The following is a 23,434-nucleotide window of genomic DNA, read 5'->3' as shown; positions in this document are numbered from 1 at the left end:
CAGATTTAATTATATGAAAGGTGGTGAAGTAAAAATGTATATTAATAAAGCAGTGGGTGAAATGTCTGAAACTTATGGAGAAATGGACTCTGTAAGTGCTGTTATATCTCAAATAAAACCAGGTGATATTCCATTGGCACAAGGAGTAGATTTAGACTCTATGAAATCAATGGATAGTGATCCTTTGGAGATAGTTGTAGAAATACCAGCAACTAAAAGTAAACGCGGTTGGAATTATACTCCTAAAAGTTTAAAAGATATTGTAGATTACACCAATGAAAATACTCTTAATGGCTTTTTAGGGCATCAAAAAGCAGAGAATATAAGTACAGAGTTTGTTCCTCCGGCTACACATTGGATAGGCGCTGAAATGAAAGATAATAAGGCTTATTTTAGAGGCCTAGTTGATGCAGATGCTACAAACTTAAAAAGGTGGATAAGAACAGGTAGGATAAAGGAAGTAAGCATATTTGGCTATCCTAAACTAAAAAAGGGAGCTAAAGGAGAGATGGATGTAGTAGGATATAATCCATTATCTATAGACTGGACGCCTTTGCATAGACCAGGTATGCCTACAAAAATAGTAAGTATGGAAATGGCTGATGTGGAAGACCAGATAGGTGGAGAGCAACTAGATGGTACATTTGAAAAGCTTAGAGAAGATTTAATGGATGCTGCTAAAGTTTACTTTAATGCTAACAATAATGGAAGTTATGTTTGGGTAAGAAGTATTAGATACGATGACAGCACAGTTATAGTTGAGTATGAGCAGCAAAACTTGCCTACTAAGCTATATAGTATTCCATTTACTATAAACAATGATCAAGTTGTTCTAGGAGATAAGATAGAAGTTTCAGAGAAAAGAATATATGAACCTGTAACTACAGGGGAAATGAGTCAAGGAGGAAGTGAAAGTATGAATTTTGCAGAGATAATGAAGAATCTTAAAGGGTTACTACAAACTGGAGAAGTAACATATTCACAAGTATTAGGAGAAATGAGCCTTACAACAGATAAAATTGCAGGAGAAATGGAGGATATTAAAGTAGCGGTAGAAGCGCAAGACACTTTAAACAAGGTAAAAGAAGCTTTAAATGTAAGTGGTGAAATGGATGTAGTAGAAGTTGCTAAAAAGGCAGGCGAAGCTATAGAGCATAGTAAGAAAGACAATCTTGCTAAAACAATTGATGAGGTTATTAATGAAAAAGTAGTTGGAGAAATGGCTCAAGGCTTAGTTAAGAAAATGCTAAAAGTAGGAGAAGGAGCAACTAAAGAAATCATAGCTGGAGAAATTGATTCTATATTAGCAGATGATTTTATAAAGAATCTAATTTCTAGTAATCATGTAGATATGCCAGCTGGAACTGCGACTCCAAGTAATGGAGATAAAACAACATCAACATTAAAAGTAAAAAGAGCAAGTATTTAATAAGAGGAGGAATGGATAATGGCATTTAAAGGTCAACCAGTACCAACAACATTAGAAACTATTGCAGGTTGCAAAATAAGTGATGGTAAATCAGTAAGAGTTGTATCAAGTTAAGCAGTGGAAGACGGTCATTTTTATTTAATAAATAACTTTTTTGGAATGGCAGTTCAATCTGCAGGAGTTAGCGAAGAGGTGATTTTAAGCATTGAGCAGGCTGAATATGAAACTGAACAAATAAATACTGAAGAAGCTTTTGCAGTAGGTGCAACCATTTATTATGATGATGAACACAAAAGATTAACTGAAACAGAGGGGACAAACAGAAAGGTAGGAAGAGTTACTGCAGCTAAAGATACCAATAATGTAATTTGGTTCATATTGGGGCCACAAGTATAGAAAATCTAAAGGAGTGATTAAAGTATGTCAGTAAAAATTTATAGTGTAGAAACGTTAAAAAGTGCAAGACGTAATCAAAGCATCGAAACTAAGGTTCCATTTATATTAAATGGACAAGAAATTGAAGTAGATAAGAAAATAGTTAATGGAGAGATGGAAACTTTTGAACTTACTAGGCCTATAGGAGAAATGCTTAGAAGTGGAAGTTTAGCTCAATATAAAGATTTAGTAAGAAAGGTTGTTCTTGATGTTGAACTTGGAAGAGAACAGGTACCTTTACTTTACAAACCTATATATGAATTACTATCTGATCCTAACATGCCTAAGGTTATTGATGCTAAATGGGCATTATATGGAACAGTTATATTTTCTGAGCATATGGAAGGTCAAGAAATTAAATTCGGTTCCCTTCAAGCAGAACATGGACCTGTTGCTAGAATTATGACTTATACAGCAGGATTTGAATATACAAAAGAGATGAAGGATTTTAATGATAGTTTTTCAGTTGAACTTTTAAATAAGGCTATGGGAGAAGCATACAATGCATTACTTAATCATATGTATTTGTCTCCAATTATAAAGGCTAATTATAAAGCTGATAATAAAACATCTTATCAGGGAACAGCAGAAGATGATGTTTGGGTAAGATACTATAACACTTTTAACAAAGCATTGAGTGATAGTAGAACCAAGAAGAGACCAGGAACAATATTATTAGCCTCAAGTATGGATAAAGACAACATAGAGATGGCTCTTAAAGGTGGATATCAAATTAATGGGACCACTTATCCAGCAGTTAGTGGTATTGATTCAATAATTTATTATGACGGTTGGGAAATAACAGTTGGAAAGAAAGATTATTCATATCCAGGAGTAGAACAAGGAAAAGCTTATTTAATAAGACCAAGAAGAGGATTTAAAGAATTATTGAAGAAAGATCTTGAAATTGAAGCTGCGTCTGGCGATCTTTCTAGATTAGTAGAAGAGCAAATAGTTGGATATGCATATAGAGGACTTTACGCAGCAATAGATGAAAATGTTCAAGAAATAACTTTAAAATAATAATTATTTATATAAGGTGGTGGGAATATGACACCTACAGAAACTACGAGAATTAAATTAAGATTGTTATTAAATGATAAAGATAAAAAGTCATTTACAGATGATGAAATAGACATGCTATTGAATGAAGAGGATTGTGTTTATTGTGCTGCAAGCCAAGGATGGATATTAAAAGCTACTATGTATGAAAATTCAGTAGGAGAGATAACAGAGTATAAAACAGGTGAAGAAAGCTATACAAGTGCTAATATAAAAGACTTAGTAACAGTTGCATATAAAAATGCAGATAGATATAAATCTATGTGCGTAAATCAATGTGGAAGTATTATATTAGGGCTTGATACTGAGGTAAATATATAATTACACCTGAAAGAAGAAAGGCTGATATTTTAAAAAGTATTAGTCTTAATCCTACTGAAATTAAAATTAAGCAGGTAGTTAAAGTTTTGAAGGATGGGTATTTCGATGAAGAGGAAAAAGAATATAATCTTACAGTTAGAATATATCAACAACGAAAAAGTAATATAGAGATATCTTCAGGTACTATAGGAACAGCTTATAAATCTAAAAGTTATGGTATGTTGGCAGATTATGAAGTCAATTTAGAAGTTGATCCACAAAATGCTATTGAATTCGATAGTATATATGGTCATATGAAAATGATAGCAGTATATCCACAGATAATTAAAGATGAATTATGTGGTTATCAAGTAGACCTCGAAAGAATAAGGTAAGGAGGTTTTTTATATGGGCTTTAGAGCTATAGATTATATTCAAAGGAAAGCAGCTGGAATGTATGCTCTTTGTGATAACTGGGCTAATATTTTAAGAGATGAAGTAAAAATAAATGCAAAATGGAAAGATAGGACATCTCATGCAAGGCAAGCTATTCATAGCGATGTAGAACCAGGTAATAATGAGTATACGATATATATTTCTCATGGAGTTCAATATGGAGGATATCTTGAAGAAGGAACACCACCACATATCCATAAGACCTAAAAATAAAAAAGCTCTATATTGGAAAGGTGCAGCACATCCAGTAAAGCAGGTTAATCATCCGGGAACCAAAGGGTTCAAAACTATAGAAAATACAATGCTAGCTAATAAAGAAAGAATAAAAAATACTATTATAGATTATTGGAGTGATTAAGTATTAAATGAGAGCAGGAATTAGACAGCATTTAATAGATTCAGTTGCAGATCTTAAAGATTGTTATGAACCTACAGTACCAACTATGGACACATTAAAACCTTATGCAGTAGTACTTCAGGGTTCAGATAATGACAATGGAGAAGTTATTGGGTTTAAAAGAACTATAGAAATATGGCTATATGAAAAGAAAACAACTTTTAAGAATCTAGATGTATTGTCTGAAAAAGTTATTAAAGCATTGCATATGCAAGTGATATCTGATGTAGAAGCAAATGAAACTTTCACATGCAAGTTTGAAGAAGCAATAGGACAAGATGTTATAGATGAAGAATGGAACGCTATAGCTAGAGGATTAAAATTTACTGTAATAGCATTACATGAAGAGGATCAAGTTAATGCGGATCCATGGCTTGATGCTTTAAGTGAGTACACTAAGAAAATCATAGATTATAAAGTGTATTTAAACACATGGAAAAAGGATTTTGAAGTTCCAAGTATTCTATGGAGAGTAAAAGATTCAAGTAAGGAAAGAGAAACTAATGCTGTTATTAAAGAGAATAAAACTCTTATATGTCATGTTGCTAGTAATAATAAAAATGAAATTAATAAATTGCTGGAAGACATAGAGAATAAACTTATTTCTGATTTGAAAATACCTTTAGATCTGGAAGATAGGCGCTATTTGACTATAGAAAGCATCAATGAGGATAGAGAAGCTGATATGTTATCTAAAGGTCAATTAACAGTTAAGTTTTTTAGAAGAAAGATGATACAAATTAACGAAAAGCCTACTATCGATAAGATTCATAGTAGAGGAAACTTAAAGAAGGAGTGATATTTGTGGAGGATGTCGAAGCAAATGTTTCAGAAATTTCTGATGAAAATAATAATATAAATTCAGAACCATATGACACTGCAGCAGATAATGAACAAAATCAATCTAAAGAAGAATTTAATAATAAGGAGGAAACTATAGTGGCAAGTCAAACGATAATAAATGACGAACCAACATACTCAATACAAGAATTTATAGATAATAGTAAAGCGCTTGGCTACAAGAAAGAAGTAGTTGCAGGTGCTTTATTTAATTGCAAAAAATCTGAACTTACAAAAACAGAATTTGAAGCAATGGTTAAAGAATTTTTAGGGAAGAAGGTTGAATAATGGCAACAGGTAACTGGGATGAAAAAAATAAGCCAACTATACCAGGGTGGTATAACAGATTTAAGAATAAGGCACAAGAAAGAATTGGGACAGGTATTCATGGTATTTTAGCTATGCCGGTTAAAGCTAACTGGGGGCCTGTTAATACTGTTACAGCTATAACTGTAACATCAACGTCAGAAAACACATTAAAGAAAACATTTGGAGAAGATCCTGATTATACTGCGTATAGATTAGGAAAATTGGCTTTACTTGGGCAGCCTAAAGCAGTTTTATTTTATAGACTTGTAGATGGTTCACAAAAGACTGCTACGTTAAATCTTAAGAATAATGAATCAACACCTGCAGATGCAATTAAACTTGAGACTAAGTATCCAACTACAAGAAAGTTCAATGTTACTATTCGAAATAATATAGCTGATTCGTCTAAGGTAGACTTTATATTATATGAGGGAGCAACTCAATTATTTTCTATGAGTGCTATAAGTGGAGCTATAGATGAAATAATTGCTGCTATTAATTCAAACATAGAAAATGAATACCTTATTGCGACTAAAGTTTCAGGAGCTACAGGAACAATAGGTAATGTAGCAAATCAAGCTTTAACAGGTGGAAATGATGGTACTGCTGGAATAACAAATGAACACTATGTAGACGCAATGAGTGCATTCGAAGGATATGGCATGGATGGATTCACATTAGATGGAATTTCAGATCAATCACTTCAAGCAAGTGTAAAGGCTTGGGTAATTAAAAATAAAGAAGAGGGAACAAATATAATTGCTTTTGTAGGTGGACCACAAAGCAATTATTCATTAGAACAGGCAAATAGCAGATCAAAAGAATTTAATCATGAAGATATAGTCAATGTTTTTGCTACAAGTGCTACTTATGATGGTGATACATATACAAGTTCAGAGGTGGCAGTTTATATAGCAGCATTAGCAACAGCAGCAGGGTTAAAAGATAGCATTTGCAACGCAGTTACTATCTTTGACGACATACAACCTAGACTGAATAAAACGGATACTGCAGCAGCACTAGCAGCTGGAACATTAGTATTAGCCAAAGATGCTGATGATGTTATTGTAGTTGACGATGTTAATACCTTTAAGAATTATACAGATGATAAGACAGAGGTATTTGGAAGTATAAGAGCAATAAAGTTTATGAATGCTGTAGATGGCGATACATCACTTAAGAGAAAAGATTTCGTAGGAAAAGTAACTAATGATGATACAGGTAGAACATTAATAATTATAGCTTTAAAGCAATACTTTGAGACTTTAGTTGCAGCTGGTGTAATTAAAGATGATTTTACAGTTGAGATTGATACGGAATTACAAGCAAATGCCAAGTCAGATGAATTCTTTTGGAAATGGGATGCTACTTATCTTGATGTTATTAAAAGAGTTTATGGTACTGGAAATGTTACAAAATAGGAAAGGTAAGGTGATATAAATGAATGATGTATTAGATGCGAGCAGAGTTTGCTCTGGAACTTATGGCAAAATTTATCTTGATGGTAAATGGCATAACAACGTTAGTGAATGTACTGCTGATGTTGAAACAGATATGAAATCAATTATTACATGTGGAAGTGAATGGGAAGATAATAAAGCTGGAGCTAAAAAAGGTTCAGGAACTATAAAGGGTTATAAAGTTACATCAGACATGATTAAGCAGGGCTTTAAGAAGTTTGAATTACTTGCAGAGCTAGACGATCCAGAAGCCTATGGAGCTGAAAGAATTAGATTAAAAAATTGTAAAGCTAGTAAAGTTAGCTTAGTTAACTTTAAAGCTGGTGATATTTGTGAAACAGAAACACCATTTGTATTTAGTGGATATGAGCTTGTAGATCCAATAGAAGCTGAATAAAATATAGGGCCAAGCAAGGGGCAGTGTACCTTGCTATTATTATATAGTGAATTTTTAGGAGGAATTTTATTATGAAGAAAAATGAAAAAGATGAAGTGTTAGCAATGAAGGAAGAGGATATATTAGCGAAATTACTTGAGACTCATGATGTTCCGGTGGCTATTATCCAAGTGCCAAGGTTAGGAGTAGAAATACAACTTAAAGGATTAACCGAAAAGGAAATTAGCAGATTAAGAGAAGAATGTACAACTAAACGAAAGATTAATGGAAGAAATGAGACTAAATTAAATAATGCTGACTTTGATGCTGCACTTATTGTTGGTGCTACAACTAACTTTAATTGGAATAATCCAAAGTTAATAGAGCCACTTAATCTTAGTGACGGAAAAGCATATATAAGAAAAAAACTTTTAGCAGGTGAAATATCATTCTTAGCTAATAAAGTACTGGAGTTAAGCGGATTTAATGATGAATTAGAGGAAAAAGAAGATATAAAAAACTAATAAGTTGGGGCGGAGATATAACCGCATTGTATAACTTATTTACAATGCATAATATCTGCCCTGACGAGTTTTATGGTGTAGAAAGAAATGATATGGCTAGGAGGTTAATCTTAGCCTTTTCTTCATATGAGGTAGAGCAAAATAATAAACGAGCTACCCCAAAAGCTGGGAGGTGATAATTCTGGCTAATAAAGAAGTATACAGGCTTGATATAAAAGTCGGAGTTTCAGGAGACTCAGAATCAAAAAGTAAACTTACTGCAGTTGAAAAAATGACTCAACAAATAGAGAAGAAAACAAAGGCGTTAAGTAAAATAACTGCGAATGCTACTGCAAAGCTTAAAGATGAGGCATCAAGTAAAATAGAAAAGTTAGAGTCTAAGGTTAATAAATTAAAAAGCACTAGTATGACTTTAACAGCAAAAATCAAGGATGAAGCTTCATCAGTAGTCGATAAAATACAAAGTAAAACAAAAAAGGTAAAGCAGGCAAATGTAGTAGTTAAAGCTAAAGATGAAGCCAGTAAAGTTATAACTGGAATTGAGAATAAAATTAACGGATGGATTAAGACAGGAGCTAAAAAGATAATATCTATTGGAACTGCAGGTGTAATAGCAGCGGGGGGAATAGGCCTTGGCACATCGATAAAAACTTACTCTGAATATGAAAAAGGATTATCGAACGTTAAGGCAGTAACCAATGCAACTAATTCACAGATGGAGCAGTTAGATGCTGCAGCTAAGAAGTTTGGTTCTACAACTGCATGGAGTGCTAGACATGTTACACAAGCTGAAGAATTATTGGGACAAGCGGGATTTAGTGTTAATGAAACAATAAGTGCATTGCCAGGTCTATTAAATCTTGCAAGTGCTGGAGATCTTGATTTGGCATCAGCTACAGATATAGCAAGTGGTACATTAAAAGCATTTAGCTTAAATGCGAAAGATTCATCCCATGTAGCTGATGTATTAGCGTTAAGTGCTAGTGCAACTAATTCAGATGTTACAGATTTAGGAGAAGCGATGAAGTATTGCGCGCCTGTCAGTCAATCATTAGGAATAAGTCTTGAAGATACTGCAGCTGCTGTAGGATTACTTTCTAATGCTAATATAAAAGGCTTAAATAAAAATTGTGGGCCAGTTGTGAAGAAATTCGCAGCTTAAAAAACTGATTTAATTCGGTGAACTCTAAGTTTATATTGCTTTTAATATTTGAATTAAATATAATCATCTATAGAAGTAGGTGGTTATATGCCAAAGAAAATGGAACATACAGAATTTATTAAGAAGAGTTGAAGAAGTTCATAAAAATAATTTTGAAGTATTGGGGAAGTATATTGACTCAAAAACCAAAATATTAGTGAAACATAATGTATGTGGATATACTTGGGAAACAAGTCCTCATAGTTTCATAAATGGTCATGGTTGTCCGTTATGTGCAAACAATCTAAAGAAAGATACTGAATGGTTTAAGAAAAAAGTGTTTGAATTAACAGGAAATGAATATAGTGTTTTAGGGGAGTATGTAAATAATTCTACTAAAATTAGAATAAAACATAATTTGTGTGGAAATATATTTGAAATGAAACCAAATGCTTTTTTGGATAGTGGTCAAAGATGTCCTAAAGAAAGATATATAAAATCATCAGAAGGGAATAGACAGACACAAGGCAAACCAGATGAAAAAAATAAAATAATAAAAGAGATTTGTGAAAAAGAAGGATATAAATTAATAAAAGGTTATGTAAAAGCAAATGTAAATTTAATATTAAAGCACTGCAAATGTGGAGCTATATCTAAAATAAGACCATACCATTTCATAGTAACAGGAGTAAGATGTCAATGTGAGACTGAGTCTAGGGGTGAAATGGTTATAAGAGAATGGCTTGAAGAAAATAATATTAAATTTAAGCGTGAGTATAAAATTGCTGAGTGTATAGGAAAAGAAAGAGCTTTATCTTTTGATTTTGCAATATTTAATGATAATGATTTGGTTTGTTTGGTTGAATTTGATGGCGCACAACACTTCACTCCTAAGTTTGGAATGGATAATTTCAAACAAACAAAAATGAGCGATGTGATTAAAAATGGTTATTGCAGTAAAAATAATATAAATTTAATTAGGATAAAGTATAATCGTTCAGAGAAATATAATCTTTTCAAGGAAAAAATTATAAATGAACTTCAAAACAAACTAAGCAATATAGATATGACAATACCGAGCCAAGCCTATAAGGAAACTTTAGGAAGGTGTAACGACTAGATAAAGTAAGCTACGTAAGAAAATATTCTTGTATATTTTAATATAAGAGTATCTTTTTTATATGCAGAAATATCCACGAGCGGTCAGAACCTTAGCAAGTAATGTTGAAGGTTAAGAGATAGTCTGAGCTTATAGGAAACTATAAGATGTAAAGGATAAAGAACCTTTACGATAACAATATGCTCAATCGGGTACAGTATTAAGGCAAACAATGGCTAGGCTTGCGAGTCCGACTAAAGATGCAGCAGATATGATGTCAATGTATGGAATTAATGCCTTTGATGCACATGGTAATATGAAACCTTTAAGCGATGTTGTAGATAACTTAAATGGTTCATTAGGAAAGCTAACAAGTCAAAAGAGAGCAGATGTAATAAGTACAATATTTGGTACAGAATCTATGTCTGGAGTACTTGCATTAATGAATCAAGGCGGTAAGAGTGTTAGTGAATTAAGTAGGCAGCTTAAAGATGCTAATGGAGCTGCACAAAAAATGTCCGATACAAAACTTGATAATTTGCAAGGACAATGGATTAAGCTTAAAGCAGCAGTTGAACATATGCAAATTACTTTAGGTGAGAAATTAGCACCATATGCAAAGCAATTTGTAACATGGTTAACAGGAAAAATGCCAGCACTTACAGATAAGATTGTTGAAATGGTCGATTATGTAAGTAAACATACTGAAGAAATTAAATCACTAGCAGAAATAGTAATAGGGTTAGGTGCTGCATTTACAGCTTTGAGCGTAGCTGGGAAAATAGGTAATACAATTTCAGGAATTAGTAGTCTAGTAGGAATAGTTAAAGGAGCTAAGATATCTACAGAAATAGCTGAAGCAGCGGGAGAAATTTCAAAATTAGGTGTAGTAGGCAAGTTATTACCTGCAATATTTACTCCAGCAGGTCTTGCAATAGCTGCATCAGTTGCACTTATTGGGACAGCAACAGTTGCGCAAAGCAATCTTATGAAGAAGAGTGTTACAACAACTACAGAAGAATTAGGACCTATGGAAAAAGTAATGAATGCATTAAACGGCCATATAAACAAGTCAAAGAAAGAAATGGTTGATGCAGGTATTATTTATGATGATTTTGGAGAAGGCATTTCAGATAGTTTTAAAAAAGGTGTTCAAGATGCATCAAAAAGTTTGTTAAAAATCGAGATGGATATAAATAGAATAACAAGCGATAACATACTGGATGGAGCTGAAAATAATCAATTAAAGAACTGGGCTAACGATATGGCTTATGAGGGAATTAGCGCAATAAGAGAAAGACAATCTGAAATTAAAAGTGAATTTGAAAAAACATTTAGCCTTGATGGTGTAACAAGTACAGCTGAACAAAGCACCATAGACTATATAAATACTTATTTTGAGAATGGTGCAAATAAAGAACTTGAAATAAGAAATGAAATGTATAAAATCGGTGATGATGCTATAAAGGATCATGGGAAAATATTAGATAGCGATATAGAACTATTAAAAGAAAAAGCAGCCGAATTAGAAAAGATTAAACTTCAATATGCTAATGCACAAAATGCAGGAGAAAAAGAATATGCTGATAATAAATTTACAAGAAAAGCAGAACAGGTAAGTGGATTAGATGGAGCAAGTGAAGTACTTAAAGAAAGAATTAAAGAATATGAGGATGCAAAAGAAAAAATTCATAAAGATTATGATACGACTATTGGTGAAAGTAAATACTTTCTACAACAAGAGAATGATCCAGAAAAGAAAGCTATATTGCAAAAAACAATAGATGAAAATACAGCAGCAAGAGATAAAGCTTTAGGTGAAGTTGATCAGAGTAAAAAAACAGATTTTGAAACACTATACAAACATTATGAAAATGCGAGAGGTATGATTAATGAGAAAACTGGTGATAAATTTAGTGATGAGGATATAGTGGCGCATAAAGGTACAGATTACTTAAAAAGCCATTTTCAAAACTTGGACCAAGTTACTCAAGAAGGTTGGTATAGGATTAAAAATACTACAAGTGGGGAAATGGAAGATATTTATGCTACAGTTGATAAAGATACTGGAGAAATCAATGGAGCATGGAGCAAAACTGCTGGATGGTCTGGTGGATATACTGATGAACTGAAGCAAAAAGTAAAAGAACTTGGAGAAACACATGAGTCAGAGAGATCAAGAATACAAAATTCACTAAGTGCACTTACTGGTAGTACATTAGATTCCAATAATCAAGTAATTAGTTCAACAGGAAATGTAATTGGTCAATTGAAGGGCGTTCAAGGCGCTACAGATGGAGCAATTACAGGAATAATAGATATAAATGGAACACACATGCAGATAACTTCCAATGCCTCAGGGCAAATAACAACTATGCAACAATATAAAGGATCAATAGATGATATTCCTCCTGATGCAGATGTTCATATTAATAGCAATGCTAGTAATACCATATCAGATATGCAAAAGGTAAAAGAAGAAGTTAATAGTGTTGATGGTAAGGCTGCAACAGTAACTATAAATGCCGTATTTTCAGGTATAGCAACGAACCTTGGCCAAGGATTAGGAAGTGGTGCAGTAAACAGTGCGGTAAATGCAGCATCAGAAGTTATAAAGAATATACCACAACATTATAATGGTACAGATAATGCAGAATCCGGAATAAATTCAGTTGGAGAACGTGGAATGGAACTAGTGTTAGGAAGAAGGTTCTATAATTTCAAAGGTGGAGAAAAAGTTTTAAATAATAGTCAAACTGTCAAATTATTAAAAGGCAGAAATGAACAAAATAATGAACCATTCCAAGTTAAGCAAGGACAATATAAGTTAGCTCAACCACAACAAGTACAAGTTGTTGGCGGGAATGGAAATTCTATTCAAGTTGATGTACAAGTTAATGGTGGAAATCAAGATGTTGAAAAATTAATTGTAGAAGTAACTTATGAAGTGGGAAGAAAGCTTAAAGAAGCTTTTAAAAATATTAAAAAATAGATAAATATATGGTATAAAAGGAGGATTAATTAATGAATAAAAAGTTAATTAGGAAAACATCGTTGGGAATTCTAATAATTATAGGATTCGTTATTATTGGGTTTGTATCTTGGAATATTTGCTTTGATAAAAAGAAAGTAATACAAACATCCAACATAAGTGTAAGCCAAGCAACATATAATCCTACTGCAGAAGAAAAAGCAGTATTAAAAAAATCATATGAGGATTTAATTGGCAATAATGATTATGCAACATATAGCGACTTAGATAAAAAATATGATTCAATGAATGAATCTGAAAGACAAAGCATAAAAACTGATATTGAGAGATTGAGAAAAGAAAAGAACATTTATGATGAAGAATGCAAAGAGCAATCAGAACAAAATAAACAATCATATGATGATCTGATAAAAGAAATAGAGAGCAGTTATCCGAGTATGAAGGTTAGTAGTATATATGGAAAAGATGATAAAAAATCATTAGTTATATTTATGAATTTACAACACAACATAAATGCGACAGAAGAAGAAAGCTGTTCACTAACAGTAACGAAAGAAACACGAATGAAGGAGATTGGGATAAATGATATATGCATTTTTATCCGAGATAAAAATGAAAAATCACATGGATCGATAATATTTAAGTTAAATCAAGGAGAATATAAACCATTCGCAAATACAATAAATTAGAATTATATAATTAAGTCATTAATGTTTAGTTAGAGAATATCCAATTGGTAAATAAAAAGCACTTATTATAGGTGCTTTTTATTTTATAATTAATTTTGGAATGGAGCTGAGATATTGGATGTATATTTAAAAGATGAATCAAAAAATTATACTCTGCAATTTCCTGTTAATCCACTAGATAAGATATCTAATCCAAAAGAGAAAAAATATATAACAGCAGATATTATAGATTTTGGAGAAGTTGATATTTCTCAAAAGGGAAGCAAAATAAGAGAAATAAGTTTTAATTCATTATTCCCAAAAGAATATGATTCCTATTGTAGATATGTTCCGAATATGATGCCTATTGATTATGTTAATACAATTCAGTTTTGGATAGATGCAGATGTACCAGTTAGGCTTATAATAACAGATTTAAATATAAATGAGTTAGTTAATATAAGTAAGTTTGAACCGGAAGTACGAGGCGGAGAAGTAGAGGATATTTACTTTAGTATTACTTTTAGAACTTATAGGGAATTGAAAATTGAAACAGTAAACAACTCTTCAAGTTCTTATTCAGGTGGTCTTCAGGATAATAGAGCAGATAATAATTCAAGTCAATATGTAGATGGCGATGTGGTTAAAGTAACTGCAAGTGCATTGAATGTAAGAGATGGACCAGGAACTGATAACAATGTTTTAGGCGTAGTTTATAATGGTGAACAATTAACAATATTCAGACAGTATGGCAATTGGGCTGATACATACTGGGGAAATCATGGAGGTTTTGTATGTTTAGACTATGTAACAAAGGTGTGATTATATGGAACTTGTTTTGAAAAATAAATATAAAATACAAATATTAAGTGAGTCTGTAACACTTAAAGAAGCTATAGATGGAATAGCTTATACATTAAATATATCTCTCATAGAAACTCAAGAATTAGAAAGTATAGGTATTAATAAAGGGGATTCTATAGAGCTTTTTGATAATGAGTTTAGTAGTGGATCTTATACTCAAGTTTTTAACGGAATTATATGGGAGATAAATAAAAATAAAAAATCCAAGAAAATCACAATAACAGGAAAAGAAAGAACAGTTGTTATTGAAGAGTCTGAGGATGAATACTTGTGGAGTGATGGACAGACAGCGTCACAAAGGACTAAGATAATTTGTGATGATTGGGGGATACCTATAGGTAATCTTATAGAAACTGGAACTGGATTGGCCAAAGATAAAAGAAAAGAGTCCTTGTATGGAATGATAAAGAAAGACTTAAAAGAGACAGCTCAAAAAGGTGGAGAGCTTTATAAGCTAAGAATGAATACAAGTTTAGATATAATTAAGCTTGGAGCCAATGAAACTATTTATAAATTAGATAATATCATTGAAGAGTTAGAGGAAAAAGATAGCTTAGATGGTGCAGTAACTCAAGTTAAAGTACTTGGGAAAGAAGATGCAAAGAAAAAAGGTGAAAAAAGCAAGTCTGATAGTTCTGGGAGTTCAGATGAGAAGGAGCTTGTATTATCTCCGATTATAGGAGTATTTAAAAAAGACACTGAAACTTATGGAACGCTACAAAAAATAGTAGATGATGATAAAGTAGACGATTATGCTAAAGCACAAGCTAAAGCTAATTGTCTTTTTTCGTCTGGTGAATCAAGTAAAACAGTTAATTGTTGTAAAGATATAAATATTCTAAGAAGTGGAGACAAAGTCAGTATTTATGATGAAGATGTTATTATAACTGATATAACTCATAATTTAGGTTCAGGAGGAAAAATGACATTAACTGTCATGAAAATTGATGATGTAAGGAGGAAATTCTATAGTGAGTAATAATGATGGAGATGTATTTTATGAGATTAAAAGATTAATGGATAGTAATACAAGCGGGGCTATTGAAGGAGCTATAGAAGGAACCGGTCTTACATTAGGAAGTATAACAGAGACTGGCCTTAAGCTAGACAATTTTAAACATGAATTTACTGATTATATGGTTTTGGATTATTTAAAGATGGAAGACAACTATTATACAGAATCAGCAGGTGATCCAAGTCATTCTCATGAAATTAAAACACCTAGTAATCTTACAAGATTAAATATAGGAGATAAGGTTTTAGTTGCTCAGTTTGGAGCAGATAATGTGGTTATAGGAAGGGTGGTTTCAAATGTCTAATTTATTTCCAAGTGGAAGTTTACAATCCACCGACTTAGGGAATAACCCCTTAACCACTAAATTTAAAGGATCATATGCAATTAATTTTGAAACTGGAGAGTTTATAAAAAATCCAGATGGAACTATAAAAATATTAGATGAATTTGAAGCTTATATTCAATGGTGTCAAAAGGCTATGATTACTGCTAGATACAAGTACAGAGCCTACTCTAATAGATATGGGAGAGATATTATAGGCTCAAGCTTGGATGAAAAGGCAATAGAATTAGAAATAAAGAGAGTTACTCAAGAAGCATTAATGGTGCATCCTATGACAAGCAGTGTAGATAATTTTTCCTTTGAGTGGGGAAATGGTGAAGTTTACTACGAGTATGAAGTAAAGTCTATACAAGGACAAACACAAGTGCTTAATAGTAAAGAAAAAGTGGGGTGATTAGATGGCCAGTGAATTAGCTATCCCGGATTTTCTAAATGAAAGTGCTAATGATATTCACGCTAGGATGTTAGCAAAGGCACCAGATAATATTTCAACAATAGAGGGAGATATTTATTGGGATGCTACAAGGCCTAGTGCAGAAGAAAAAGAAAGATTATTAAAGATCCAATTGCAAAATATATTAAAAATGGCGTACACTCAAACTGCTACAGGTAAATATTTAGAATACTTAGGTGAATGCAAGGGATTATATAAGAATATTCCAACAAAATCTATAGGCAATATACAAGTGACAGGGATACCAGGAGCTACAATTTTAAAAGGCAAAATAGCTGGTACGCCTTCAAGTGATGAAAAAGAATCAATTCAATTTGAAGTAGTAGAAAATGTAACAATAGATAGTACAGGAGTGGCTACAGTGCCAGTAAAATGTTTAACAGCAGGAGCCATTGGAAATGTAGGACCAAACACTGTGACAATATTATTTTCTAGTATTGATGAAGTTAAATCCATAACTAATTTAGAAAAATTTACAGGTGGAACTGACATAGAAGACGAAGAACATTTTAGAGAGAGAATTATAGCAGCTGAGCAAGAGGATCAATTAAGCGGAGCTGATAGCGATTATGAAAGATGGGCGCTAGAAGTAGATGGTGTTGGATCTGCATATGTAATCGAAGAGTGGAATGGTCCAGGTACTGTTAAAGTTTTGATATTAGATAAGAATGGTGATGCAGCTACAGATGAACTTATTAATGCTGTAAAGAACTATATTTATCCAGATAAACTTCCAAGTAAAAATAGAGGCGGAAAAGCTCCTATTGGTGCAACTGTAACTATAGCTACACCTTCAACATTAAAAATTAACGTAAGTGCTAAATTTATATTTACAGAAGGATTTGATGCAACATCTATTTTTAGTGCATTGAAAGATAAGATTAGTGATTATTTAAAGAAGATTAAAATTAATGGAATTGTTAATTATAATGCAATTCATACCATTATAGGATCTTATATTTTATTAGAAGAAGGTATTGAAGATTTTGATAACTTAACAGTAAATAGCGGAATATCAAATATTCAGCTTTCAGACCAAGTTCCAGTAATGGGAGAGGTGATTAATGTAACATGATTAATATAGATTCAAAAAAAGGACAAGAAATGTTAAATTCTGTGTCACCTATATATGATCAAAATGTAATAATGAAAGGGATCTTTGAGGCTATAGGAAGTGAAGCTGATAGCTCAAGTGATTTAGCAGATGATTTATTACTACAATTTTTTCTGCAAACTGCTACATGGGGATTAGATATATGGGAGCAAAGGCTAAACATTACTACTAATCACAATGAAGAAATAACAACAAGAAGAGCTAAAATATTAACTAAATTACAAAGTAAAACTATTATTAATCCAGAAAAAATGGCTTATATATTAAAGAACTTTGTGTCAGCAGATATAGATATAAAAGAAAATATAGCACCATATACATTCAAAGTTGAATTGCTGAGCTACACAGGATTTCCAAACGATTTGAAGGATTTATATAATACTGTAAAGAGAATAAAGCCATCTCATTTAGCCGTTGAATATAATTTAATATCTATTCTTCAATCGGATATATATTATCACTTAGCTATAGTGACAGGAGAAAGTATTGAAGTGTATCCTTGGGCACCGAAAGATATTGAGTCAAAAGGTAAATTTGAAATAGGCATAATTCAAAGTTCAGGGGCAGAATGTATTACAACATATCCTAAATAAGGGGGAATAAATTTGGCTGAAAATTTTTATACGATATTGACGACAACAGGTAAGGCTAAAATTGCTAACTCAGCAGCACTAGGCACTAAAGTAAACTTTAAGACTTTAAAAGTAGGAGATGGCAATGGAGCTTATTATGAACCAACAGAAAATCAAACATCATTAATAAATAAAGTGTGGGAAGGAAATATTGGTGCTGTTACAGTTGATGAGACAAATTCAAATTGGATAGTTACTGAAACTACAATACCAGCTAGCGATGGTGGGTTTTTCATTCGTGAGGCGGGTATTTTTGATGAAGATGGAGATTTAATTGCTATTGCTAAGATGGCAGCAACGTATAAACCAGTTGCAGCAGAGGGAACTACAAAAGACTTATCTATAAGAATTATTTTAGAAGTAAGTAATTCATCTAGTATAACTTTAAAAGTTGATCCTAATGTAATAATAGCAACTAAAAAAGATATTCAGATTATAAGTAATTCTATCAGTAGCATTAATACGCAATTGTCAGATATGGTATATCAGGCAGTAGGTGGATCAGCTACAGCAATAACACTTACAATTAAAGGAACGTTAGTAACTGGATATCCAATAACTTTTATAGCAAGTGCTAATAATGGCGGAGCTGCAACAACTATAAATGGTAAAAAATTATATAAACCAGGAACAACAACATCACCCAACCTAATATCAGGAAAGGCGTATACGGTTTGGTATAACTCAACAGGTGATTGTTTTTTTATCAAAGCTAGTGCGGAGGGTACTGCACTAGCATCTGATGTACGTAAAAGTAAAACATTCAGCAATGATAATGACACTGGCATAGTTGGAGATCTTGATTTATCCTTATTGGTTTCAGGAAATATAAGAGCTGGTATTACTATAGACGGAGTTACTGGTAAGTCAAGTGTTGTAGATACAGCAGATGCAACAGTGGTTGCTAATCATATGCTCTCAGGAGAAACATGTTATAAAAATGGAGCAAAGATAACAGGTACAATGGTGGACAGATCAGGTGATACAGCATGTGTATCAAGTAGTATTAGTGGAACAACTTTAAAACTCAAAGCTAGTGAAGGGTATAGAGACGGTGTAAATGACAATGTAACAATTACAGATGAGGATTTTATAGCGGCTAATATTGTTAAGAATAAAAATGTACTCGGATTAGTTGGAACTCATGAAAATTTAACACCATTTATAGCTGGTACAACACAAGAATTGTATAACAGTAATGCTGATTCGTACCTACTCTATGCAGTCAATATGACTAAAGCTTGTTCATTTACAAGTACGTTAGCGAGAGGTACAGTCACAGTAAATTTTAGATTATTATTTAATAATGCTAGTACAACGGCTGCACAAATATATGTCAATGATGTTGCTAGAGGCGTATACCATGTACCACCATCAAGTTCTTCCCTTTTTTATACGGAAGATATTTCTGTCGAAGTAGGAGATATAATATCAATATATGTGAAATCAGGATATACGTCAGGCATATATGTTAAAGTAGATGATATCACCATAACTTGTGGTAATTCCAATACTTATAGTATGTTCTCTAAATAGGAGGAATAAAGAATGGAATATAAATATGAATATAAAACAGAAGAAGAAAGACTAAATATTTTAGCAGAGTGTAGTGAATTGATTTTAATAGAAGAGCAAAATATTACAGAAGGAAATTTTTTATTATTTATTGACTTGCAAACTCAACAAAAAAAACAAGAAACTCAAGAATTAAGTAATAGAATTTCAGATATATCAGAATATGTGGCAAGTTCAGATAAAGCTACTATAACAGAAATAGAAAATTCAATATTAGAAATAGAAAAAAATAAAATAATAAATGGAGGAATGTAAAATGACAGCTATTCAAACACTCTTAGGAAATATTTTAAGAAATAGGATTAATGCAGAATTAAAGAAAGAGGTAAAAGATTTTACGACAATTCAAGAAACTATGGATATATTTCTTGCAGGAGATAAAGTCACAACAGAGCAGTATGCAGAATTTACAAATTTAATAACACCAGTAACTGCATCATAGGTGCGTAGGAAGTAGTAAATAAAAGAAGTTCCTTATTTGAATTTTTGGGGCTAGATTGAGATATATCTAGTCTTTTTATTATGGTTATTTTTTACTATAGAAAAATTATAAGAATATTATAGAAACGGTATAGAAAGTCTATAAGAATTTTAGTATCACATTATTTATAATAATAAGTGAAGATAAAAGTTTAATGCATTGATTTTTATTGAAAATAATTTAGAACATTAATACTAAAAACAAATCAGGAAAAGAGCTCTTTTTCAAGGAAATAATTTAATTATACAAGGAGGAATTAAAATGGATATTAAAATTAAAGATTTAAATCAAGTAGTTCCAAATTTAACAGATTTAGTTTTAATTAGTCAAGATGAGACATTGAGTGGTTCAACTGTGGAAGATGTAAGGGATAAAGAGTTAAGGGCAGAAGTTGAAACTGCAAGGGGAACATATTCAAATTTAGGAGCGAGGTTAGATGGAATTGATTCATCGGTTTTGAAAGTTCAGGATGCTATAAATCCTATTGACTGTGGAATTTTTTAAAAAGGTGAAAATAATTAAATGAAAGAGAGTGTGATATAAAATGGCACAAACATTAAAAATTAAAAGAGGAAATAATGCAAGTTTAGGAAGTTTAACATTGGAAGCTGGTGAACCAGCCTTTGTATTGGATACAGGAAAACTTTACGTGGGAAATGGCAGCAATAAAGTCTTAATCAATCCAGATATACCAACAAATTCAGAAAGCTCAGACAAATTAAATACAGCTAGAACAATTGCCTTAAGTGGTGATATTACAGGAAGTGTTTTATTTGATGGAAGCAGTGATGTAACAATAGTAACAACTGAAAAAGCATCTGGAGTAATTGCAGGAACCTATACTAGGGTTACAGTTGATAAAAAAGGTAATGTAATAGATGGTTCGAGATTAACAGCAGATGATATACCTTCATTGACATTAACTAAAATTAGCGATGCTGGAACAGCTGCATCTAAAAATGTAGGAACTGCCTCAGGAAACGTACCGGTATTAGATAATAGTGGAAAATTAGATTCGAGTGTATTACCAGCAATAGCTATAACAGATACCTTTGTTGTAGCAACAGAAGCAGAAATGTTGAAATTAAATGTACAAGTAGGAGATATTGCAGTAAGAACAGATTTAAGTAAATCTTTTATATTAAAAACTGCTGATGCAACTGTATTAAGCCATTGGCAAGAATTACTTACTCCAGTTGATTCAGTATTAAGTGTTGCAGGAAAAACAGGTGTAGTTGTTCTTAATTCATCAGATGTAGGACTTGGAAATGTAACAAATGAATCAAAGCAAACAATGTTCACCAATCCAGTATTTACAGGAGTACCAGTAGCACCAACAGCAGTAAAGGGAACTAGCACAACGCAAATTGCTACTACTGAGTTTGTAACTAAAGCTCTTGGAGATAAGACAAATATATCTGGGAATGCCGGAACAGCTACAAAATTAGCAAATCCAATAAACATATCATTAGTCGGTGATGTAACAGGTTCTGCAAGTTTTGACGGATCAGCTAATATTTCAATAGCAGCAACTATAAATAGCATAGATGGCGGAACATTTTAATAGAGAAGATAAAAAATGCAAGGAGGAAAGGTAAATGTCAAATAAAATACAAATTAAAAGAGGACTAAAAGCCAATTTACCAATTTTAGATGCTGGAGAGCCAGCGTTTACGACTGATACAAAGGAGTTTTTTGTGGGAGATGGAAAAAATAATATTGAATTTGCTAAACAAGCAGATTTAGAAGTAATTAATAATCAGGTATCAGATTTAAATTTTCAAACTGCAGGTGGAACAGGGACAGCAATAACTTTAAAAATAAATCAAACAATGACAAATGGACTGGCTGTAACTTTTATCGCAAGTACTAATAACAGTGGAGCTGTCACAACTATAAATGGAAAACTACTTTATAAACCAAATACTAAAACAGTTCCAAACCTTATGGCTGGAAAGGCTTATACAGTTTGGTATAACTCAACTGGTGATTGTTTTTTTATCAAAGCTAGTGCAGAAGGTACTGCACTAGCGTCTGATGTACGTAAAAATAAAACTTTTAGTAATGATAATGACACTGGTGTAGTTGGAGGTCTTGATTTATCTTTATTAGTTCCAGGAAATATAAGAGCAGGTATTACTATAGATGGCGTTGCAGGTAAATCTTCCGTTGTAGATACAGCAGATGCAACAGTTGTTGCTAATCATATACTTGCTGGAGAAACAGCTTATAAAAATGGAGCAAAAGTAACAGGTACAATGGTGGACAGATCAGGTGATACAGCATGTGTATCTAGTAGTGTTAGTGGAACTACTCTAAAATTAAAGGCAAGTGAAGGTTATAGAGACGGTGCAAATGATAATGTAACAATTACGGATGCTAACTTTATAGCCACTAATATAATAAGTGGTAAAAGTATATTTGGAGTAGTTGGAAATGCATCGATAGAAAGTCTAGGTGGAAGACAATTTAAAAGTGGTTCATTTGTTGGAAATAATGGTGCAGTTACAATAAATTTACCCTTTAAACCTAGTATAGTTTATATGTATTGGAATTATAGTGCTGCTAACGCTTTAATAAAGAGTGTTCTTTTTAGTGTTGTTGATCCAAATACGTTCTATAACCTGAGTGGAACTGGTACTTCAGTAGGTAGTGTTGGAAATAACTTTTTCACAAGAAATGATACAGGTAGTAATACTTGGTATTGGTATGCTTGGGAATAAATTTAATTAAAAATGGGGAGCGAACAATTATGAAAACATTAGTAATATATGACAATGTAGGTCATGTATATTTACAATTAACATCAGATAACAATAGAATACCACAAGTAGGTATTAATTATTTAGAAGTAGAAGTTCCAGTGGGGAAAACTATAAAAAGTATTGATGTTTCCATTACACCAAACGAACCAATATATGAAGATATACCAAAATCAGAATTAGAACTTTTAAAGGAACAAGTAAATGACTTAGCAGAAGCAAATGCAGAGTTAACAAGTACAGTAGCAATGGGAAATACAAATGCTTAGTATAATAAATTTGATCTTAAGGAGAGTGTTTAAAATGCAATTTAACAAAAATAGTGGATGCGTAAAAGTATGGGTTACATTAATAGTAGGAGGTACTTACGAATATAAGGATGTTCCTAATCTTTTGGATTTACAAGAACAGGTAAAATTAGTCCTTGTAGATATGGGAGCTATGGAAGATACAACCACAGAAAGTACTGCATCATAGAAAAATAGGATATAGTAAATAAAATGGGATAAGTAATAGATTAGCATCAATAAGGTGTTTTTCTATTGCTTATTTAAAAATGTTACTTTTAGAAAGATTATATTTATATTTGTAAAAAATTACTTGATTTTGAATATATAAAAGAATTTGTATTACGATTTTACTTGGATTAAATTGGTATAGAAGTTACTATAAATATAAAGAAAAGAACGCGCGTTCATTTATTGTT

29 protein-coding genes and 1 pseudogene are annotated in these 23,434 nt (G+C 32.1%); all 30 read left to right on the top strand.

The window, feature by feature from the left end:
- Positions 1–34 precede the first annotated feature (34 nt).
- The 30 genes and pseudogenes from L3B96_RS11715 (at position 35) to L3B96_RS11575 (ending at position 23,205) form a co-directional block, all read left to right on the top strand.
- Positions 35–1,429 (top strand): hypothetical protein, encoded by a 1,395-nt coding sequence (locus L3B96_RS11715; protein ID WP_238861075.1) that lies wholly within the window; start codon positions 35–37, stop codon positions 1,427–1,429.
- Positions 1,430–1,546: 117 nt separating this feature from the next.
- Positions 1,547–1,825 carry a DUF2190 family protein gene (locus tag L3B96_RS11710; RefSeq protein WP_238861073.1) on the top strand — a complete coding sequence of 93 codons (279 nt, stop codon included), beginning with the start codon at positions 1,547–1,549 and terminating at the stop codon, positions 1,823–1,825.
- Positions 1,826–1,849: 24 nt separating this feature from the next.
- Complete coding sequence (locus L3B96_RS11705) at positions 1,850–2,887, top strand: hypothetical protein (RefSeq protein ID WP_238861071.1); 1,038 nt, start codon at positions 1,850–1,852, stop codon at positions 2,885–2,887.
- Positions 2,888–2,914: 27 nt separating this feature from the next.
- Entirely contained in the window at positions 2,915–3,247 is a 333-nt protein-coding gene (locus L3B96_RS11700) for a hypothetical protein (RefSeq protein ID WP_077843384.1), read from the top strand.
- Between the two features lie 86 nt (positions 3,248–3,333).
- A complete protein-coding gene (locus L3B96_RS11695; RefSeq protein WP_238861069.1) occupies positions 3,334–3,621 on the top strand; it encodes a hypothetical protein in 288 nt (95 codons plus the stop codon).
- A 13-nt stretch (positions 3,622–3,634) separates the two neighbouring features.
- Positions 3,635–3,889, top strand: a complete 255-nt coding sequence (locus L3B96_RS27445; protein ID WP_343073092.1) for a hypothetical protein — start codon at positions 3,635–3,637, stop codon at positions 3,887–3,889.
- Positions 3,852–4,040 (top strand): hypothetical protein, encoded by a 189-nt coding sequence (locus tag L3B96_RS27440; protein WP_343073091.1) that lies wholly within the window; start codon positions 3,852–3,854, stop codon positions 4,038–4,040. Before L3B96_RS27445 ends, L3B96_RS27440 begins: the two co-directional genes overlap by 38 nt.
- A gap of 7 nt (positions 4,041–4,047) precedes the next feature.
- Positions 4,048–4,878: a hypothetical protein gene (locus L3B96_RS11685; protein ID WP_238861067.1), complete on the top strand. Its 831-nt coding sequence runs from the start codon at positions 4,048–4,050 to the stop codon at positions 4,876–4,878.
- Between the two features lie 5 nt (positions 4,879–4,883).
- Positions 4,884–5,207 (top strand): hypothetical protein, encoded by a 324-nt coding sequence (locus L3B96_RS27230; RefSeq protein WP_275297167.1) that lies wholly within the window; start codon positions 4,884–4,886, stop codon positions 5,205–5,207.
- Positions 5,207–6,649 (top strand): phage tail sheath family protein, encoded by a 1,443-nt coding sequence (locus L3B96_RS11675; RefSeq protein ID WP_238861065.1) that lies wholly within the window; start codon positions 5,207–5,209, stop codon positions 6,647–6,649. The genes L3B96_RS27230 and L3B96_RS11675 overlap by 1 nt, the downstream gene beginning before the upstream one ends.
- A gap of 19 nt (positions 6,650–6,668) precedes the next feature.
- Positions 6,669–7,085, top strand: coding sequence for a phage tail tube protein (locus tag L3B96_RS11670; RefSeq protein WP_011968974.1), 417 nt, complete (start codon positions 6,669–6,671; stop codon positions 7,083–7,085).
- Positions 7,086–7,156: 71 nt separating this feature from the next.
- On the top strand, positions 7,157–7,588 hold the full coding sequence (locus L3B96_RS11665) for a hypothetical protein (protein WP_171788505.1): 432 nt from the start codon (positions 7,157–7,159) through the stop codon (positions 7,586–7,588).
- A gap of 172 nt (positions 7,589–7,760) precedes the next feature.
- Positions 7,761–8,750 (top strand): phage tail tape measure protein, encoded by a 990-nt coding sequence (locus L3B96_RS11660; protein ID WP_238861063.1) that lies wholly within the window; start codon positions 7,761–7,763, stop codon positions 8,748–8,750.
- A gap of 160 nt (positions 8,751–8,910) precedes the next feature.
- Entirely contained in the window at positions 8,911–9,849 is a 939-nt protein-coding gene (locus tag L3B96_RS11655) for a hypothetical protein (protein ID WP_238861061.1), read from the top strand.
- Between the two features lie 196 nt (positions 9,850–10,045).
- Positions 10,046–12,820: pseudogene (locus L3B96_RS11650) on the top strand (phage tail tape measure protein); the annotation flags it as partial.
- Between the two features lie 32 nt (positions 12,821–12,852).
- Positions 12,853–13,509 carry a hypothetical protein gene (locus L3B96_RS11645; protein ID WP_238861057.1) on the top strand — a complete coding sequence of 219 codons (657 nt, stop codon included), beginning with the start codon at positions 12,853–12,855 and terminating at the stop codon, positions 13,507–13,509.
- Positions 13,510–13,623: 114 nt separating this feature from the next.
- Positions 13,624–14,310 (top strand): SH3 domain-containing protein, encoded by a 687-nt coding sequence (locus L3B96_RS11640; RefSeq protein ID WP_238861055.1) that lies wholly within the window; start codon positions 13,624–13,626, stop codon positions 14,308–14,310.
- Between the two features lie 4 nt (positions 14,311–14,314).
- Positions 14,315–15,331: an XkdQ gene (locus L3B96_RS11635; protein WP_238861053.1), complete on the top strand. Its 1,017-nt coding sequence runs from the start codon at positions 14,315–14,317 to the stop codon at positions 15,329–15,331.
- On the top strand, positions 15,324–15,671 hold the full coding sequence (locus L3B96_RS11630) for a hypothetical protein (protein ID WP_238861051.1): 348 nt from the start codon (positions 15,324–15,326) through the stop codon (positions 15,669–15,671). Before L3B96_RS11635 ends, L3B96_RS11630 begins: the two co-directional genes overlap by 8 nt.
- Positions 15,664–16,104, top strand: coding sequence for a DUF2634 domain-containing protein (locus L3B96_RS11625; protein WP_238861050.1), 441 nt, complete (start codon positions 15,664–15,666; stop codon positions 16,102–16,104). Before L3B96_RS11630 ends, L3B96_RS11625 begins: the two co-directional genes overlap by 8 nt.
- Positions 16,105–16,108: 4 nt before the next feature.
- Positions 16,109–17,239: a baseplate J/gp47 family protein gene (locus L3B96_RS11620; protein ID WP_238861048.1), complete on the top strand. Its 1,131-nt coding sequence runs from the start codon at positions 16,109–16,111 to the stop codon at positions 17,237–17,239.
- A complete protein-coding gene (locus tag L3B96_RS11615; protein WP_238861046.1) occupies positions 17,236–17,871 on the top strand; it encodes a putative phage tail protein in 636 nt (211 codons plus the stop codon). Before L3B96_RS11620 ends, L3B96_RS11615 begins: the two co-directional genes overlap by 4 nt.
- 12 nt (positions 17,872–17,883) lie before the next feature.
- Positions 17,884–19,446 (top strand): phage tail protein, encoded by a 1,563-nt coding sequence (locus L3B96_RS11610; protein WP_238861044.1) that lies wholly within the window; start codon positions 17,884–17,886, stop codon positions 19,444–19,446.
- A 12-nt stretch (positions 19,447–19,458) separates the two neighbouring features.
- Positions 19,459–19,740, top strand: a complete 282-nt coding sequence (locus L3B96_RS11605; RefSeq protein ID WP_238861042.1) for a hypothetical protein — start codon at positions 19,459–19,461, stop codon at positions 19,738–19,740.
- Between the two features lies 1 nt (position 19,741).
- Positions 19,742–19,927 (top strand): hypothetical protein, encoded by a 186-nt coding sequence (locus L3B96_RS11600; RefSeq protein ID WP_238861040.1) that lies wholly within the window; start codon positions 19,742–19,744, stop codon positions 19,925–19,927.
- 300 nt (positions 19,928–20,227) lie between these two features.
- Complete coding sequence (locus L3B96_RS11595) at positions 20,228–20,470, top strand: hypothetical protein (RefSeq protein WP_238861038.1); 243 nt, start codon at positions 20,228–20,230, stop codon at positions 20,468–20,470.
- A 40-nt stretch (positions 20,471–20,510) separates the two neighbouring features.
- On the top strand, positions 20,511–21,530 hold the full coding sequence (locus L3B96_RS11590) for a hypothetical protein (RefSeq protein ID WP_238861037.1): 1,020 nt from the start codon (positions 20,511–20,513) through the stop codon (positions 21,528–21,530).
- Positions 21,531–21,564: 34 nt separating this feature from the next.
- Entirely contained in the window at positions 21,565–22,689 is a 1,125-nt protein-coding gene (locus tag L3B96_RS11585) for a hypothetical protein (RefSeq protein WP_238861035.1), read from the top strand.
- Between the two features lie 29 nt (positions 22,690–22,718).
- Positions 22,719–22,997 carry a hypothetical protein gene (locus L3B96_RS11580; RefSeq protein ID WP_238861033.1) on the top strand — a complete coding sequence of 93 codons (279 nt, stop codon included), beginning with the start codon at positions 22,719–22,721 and terminating at the stop codon, positions 22,995–22,997.
- A gap of 34 nt (positions 22,998–23,031) precedes the next feature.
- Complete coding sequence (locus tag L3B96_RS11575) at positions 23,032–23,205, top strand: hypothetical protein (protein ID WP_238861031.1); 174 nt, start codon at positions 23,032–23,034, stop codon at positions 23,203–23,205.
- Positions 23,206–23,434 lie beyond the last annotated feature (229 nt).

Source organism: Clostridium sp. YIM B02569, from assembly GCF_022320765.1.
GTDB lineage: Bacteria > Bacillota > Clostridia > Clostridiales > Clostridiaceae > Clostridium > Clostridium beijerinckii.
The sequence above is the reverse complement of the archived record's forward strand: the minus strand, read 5'-3'. Positions and strand labels throughout refer to the sequence as shown.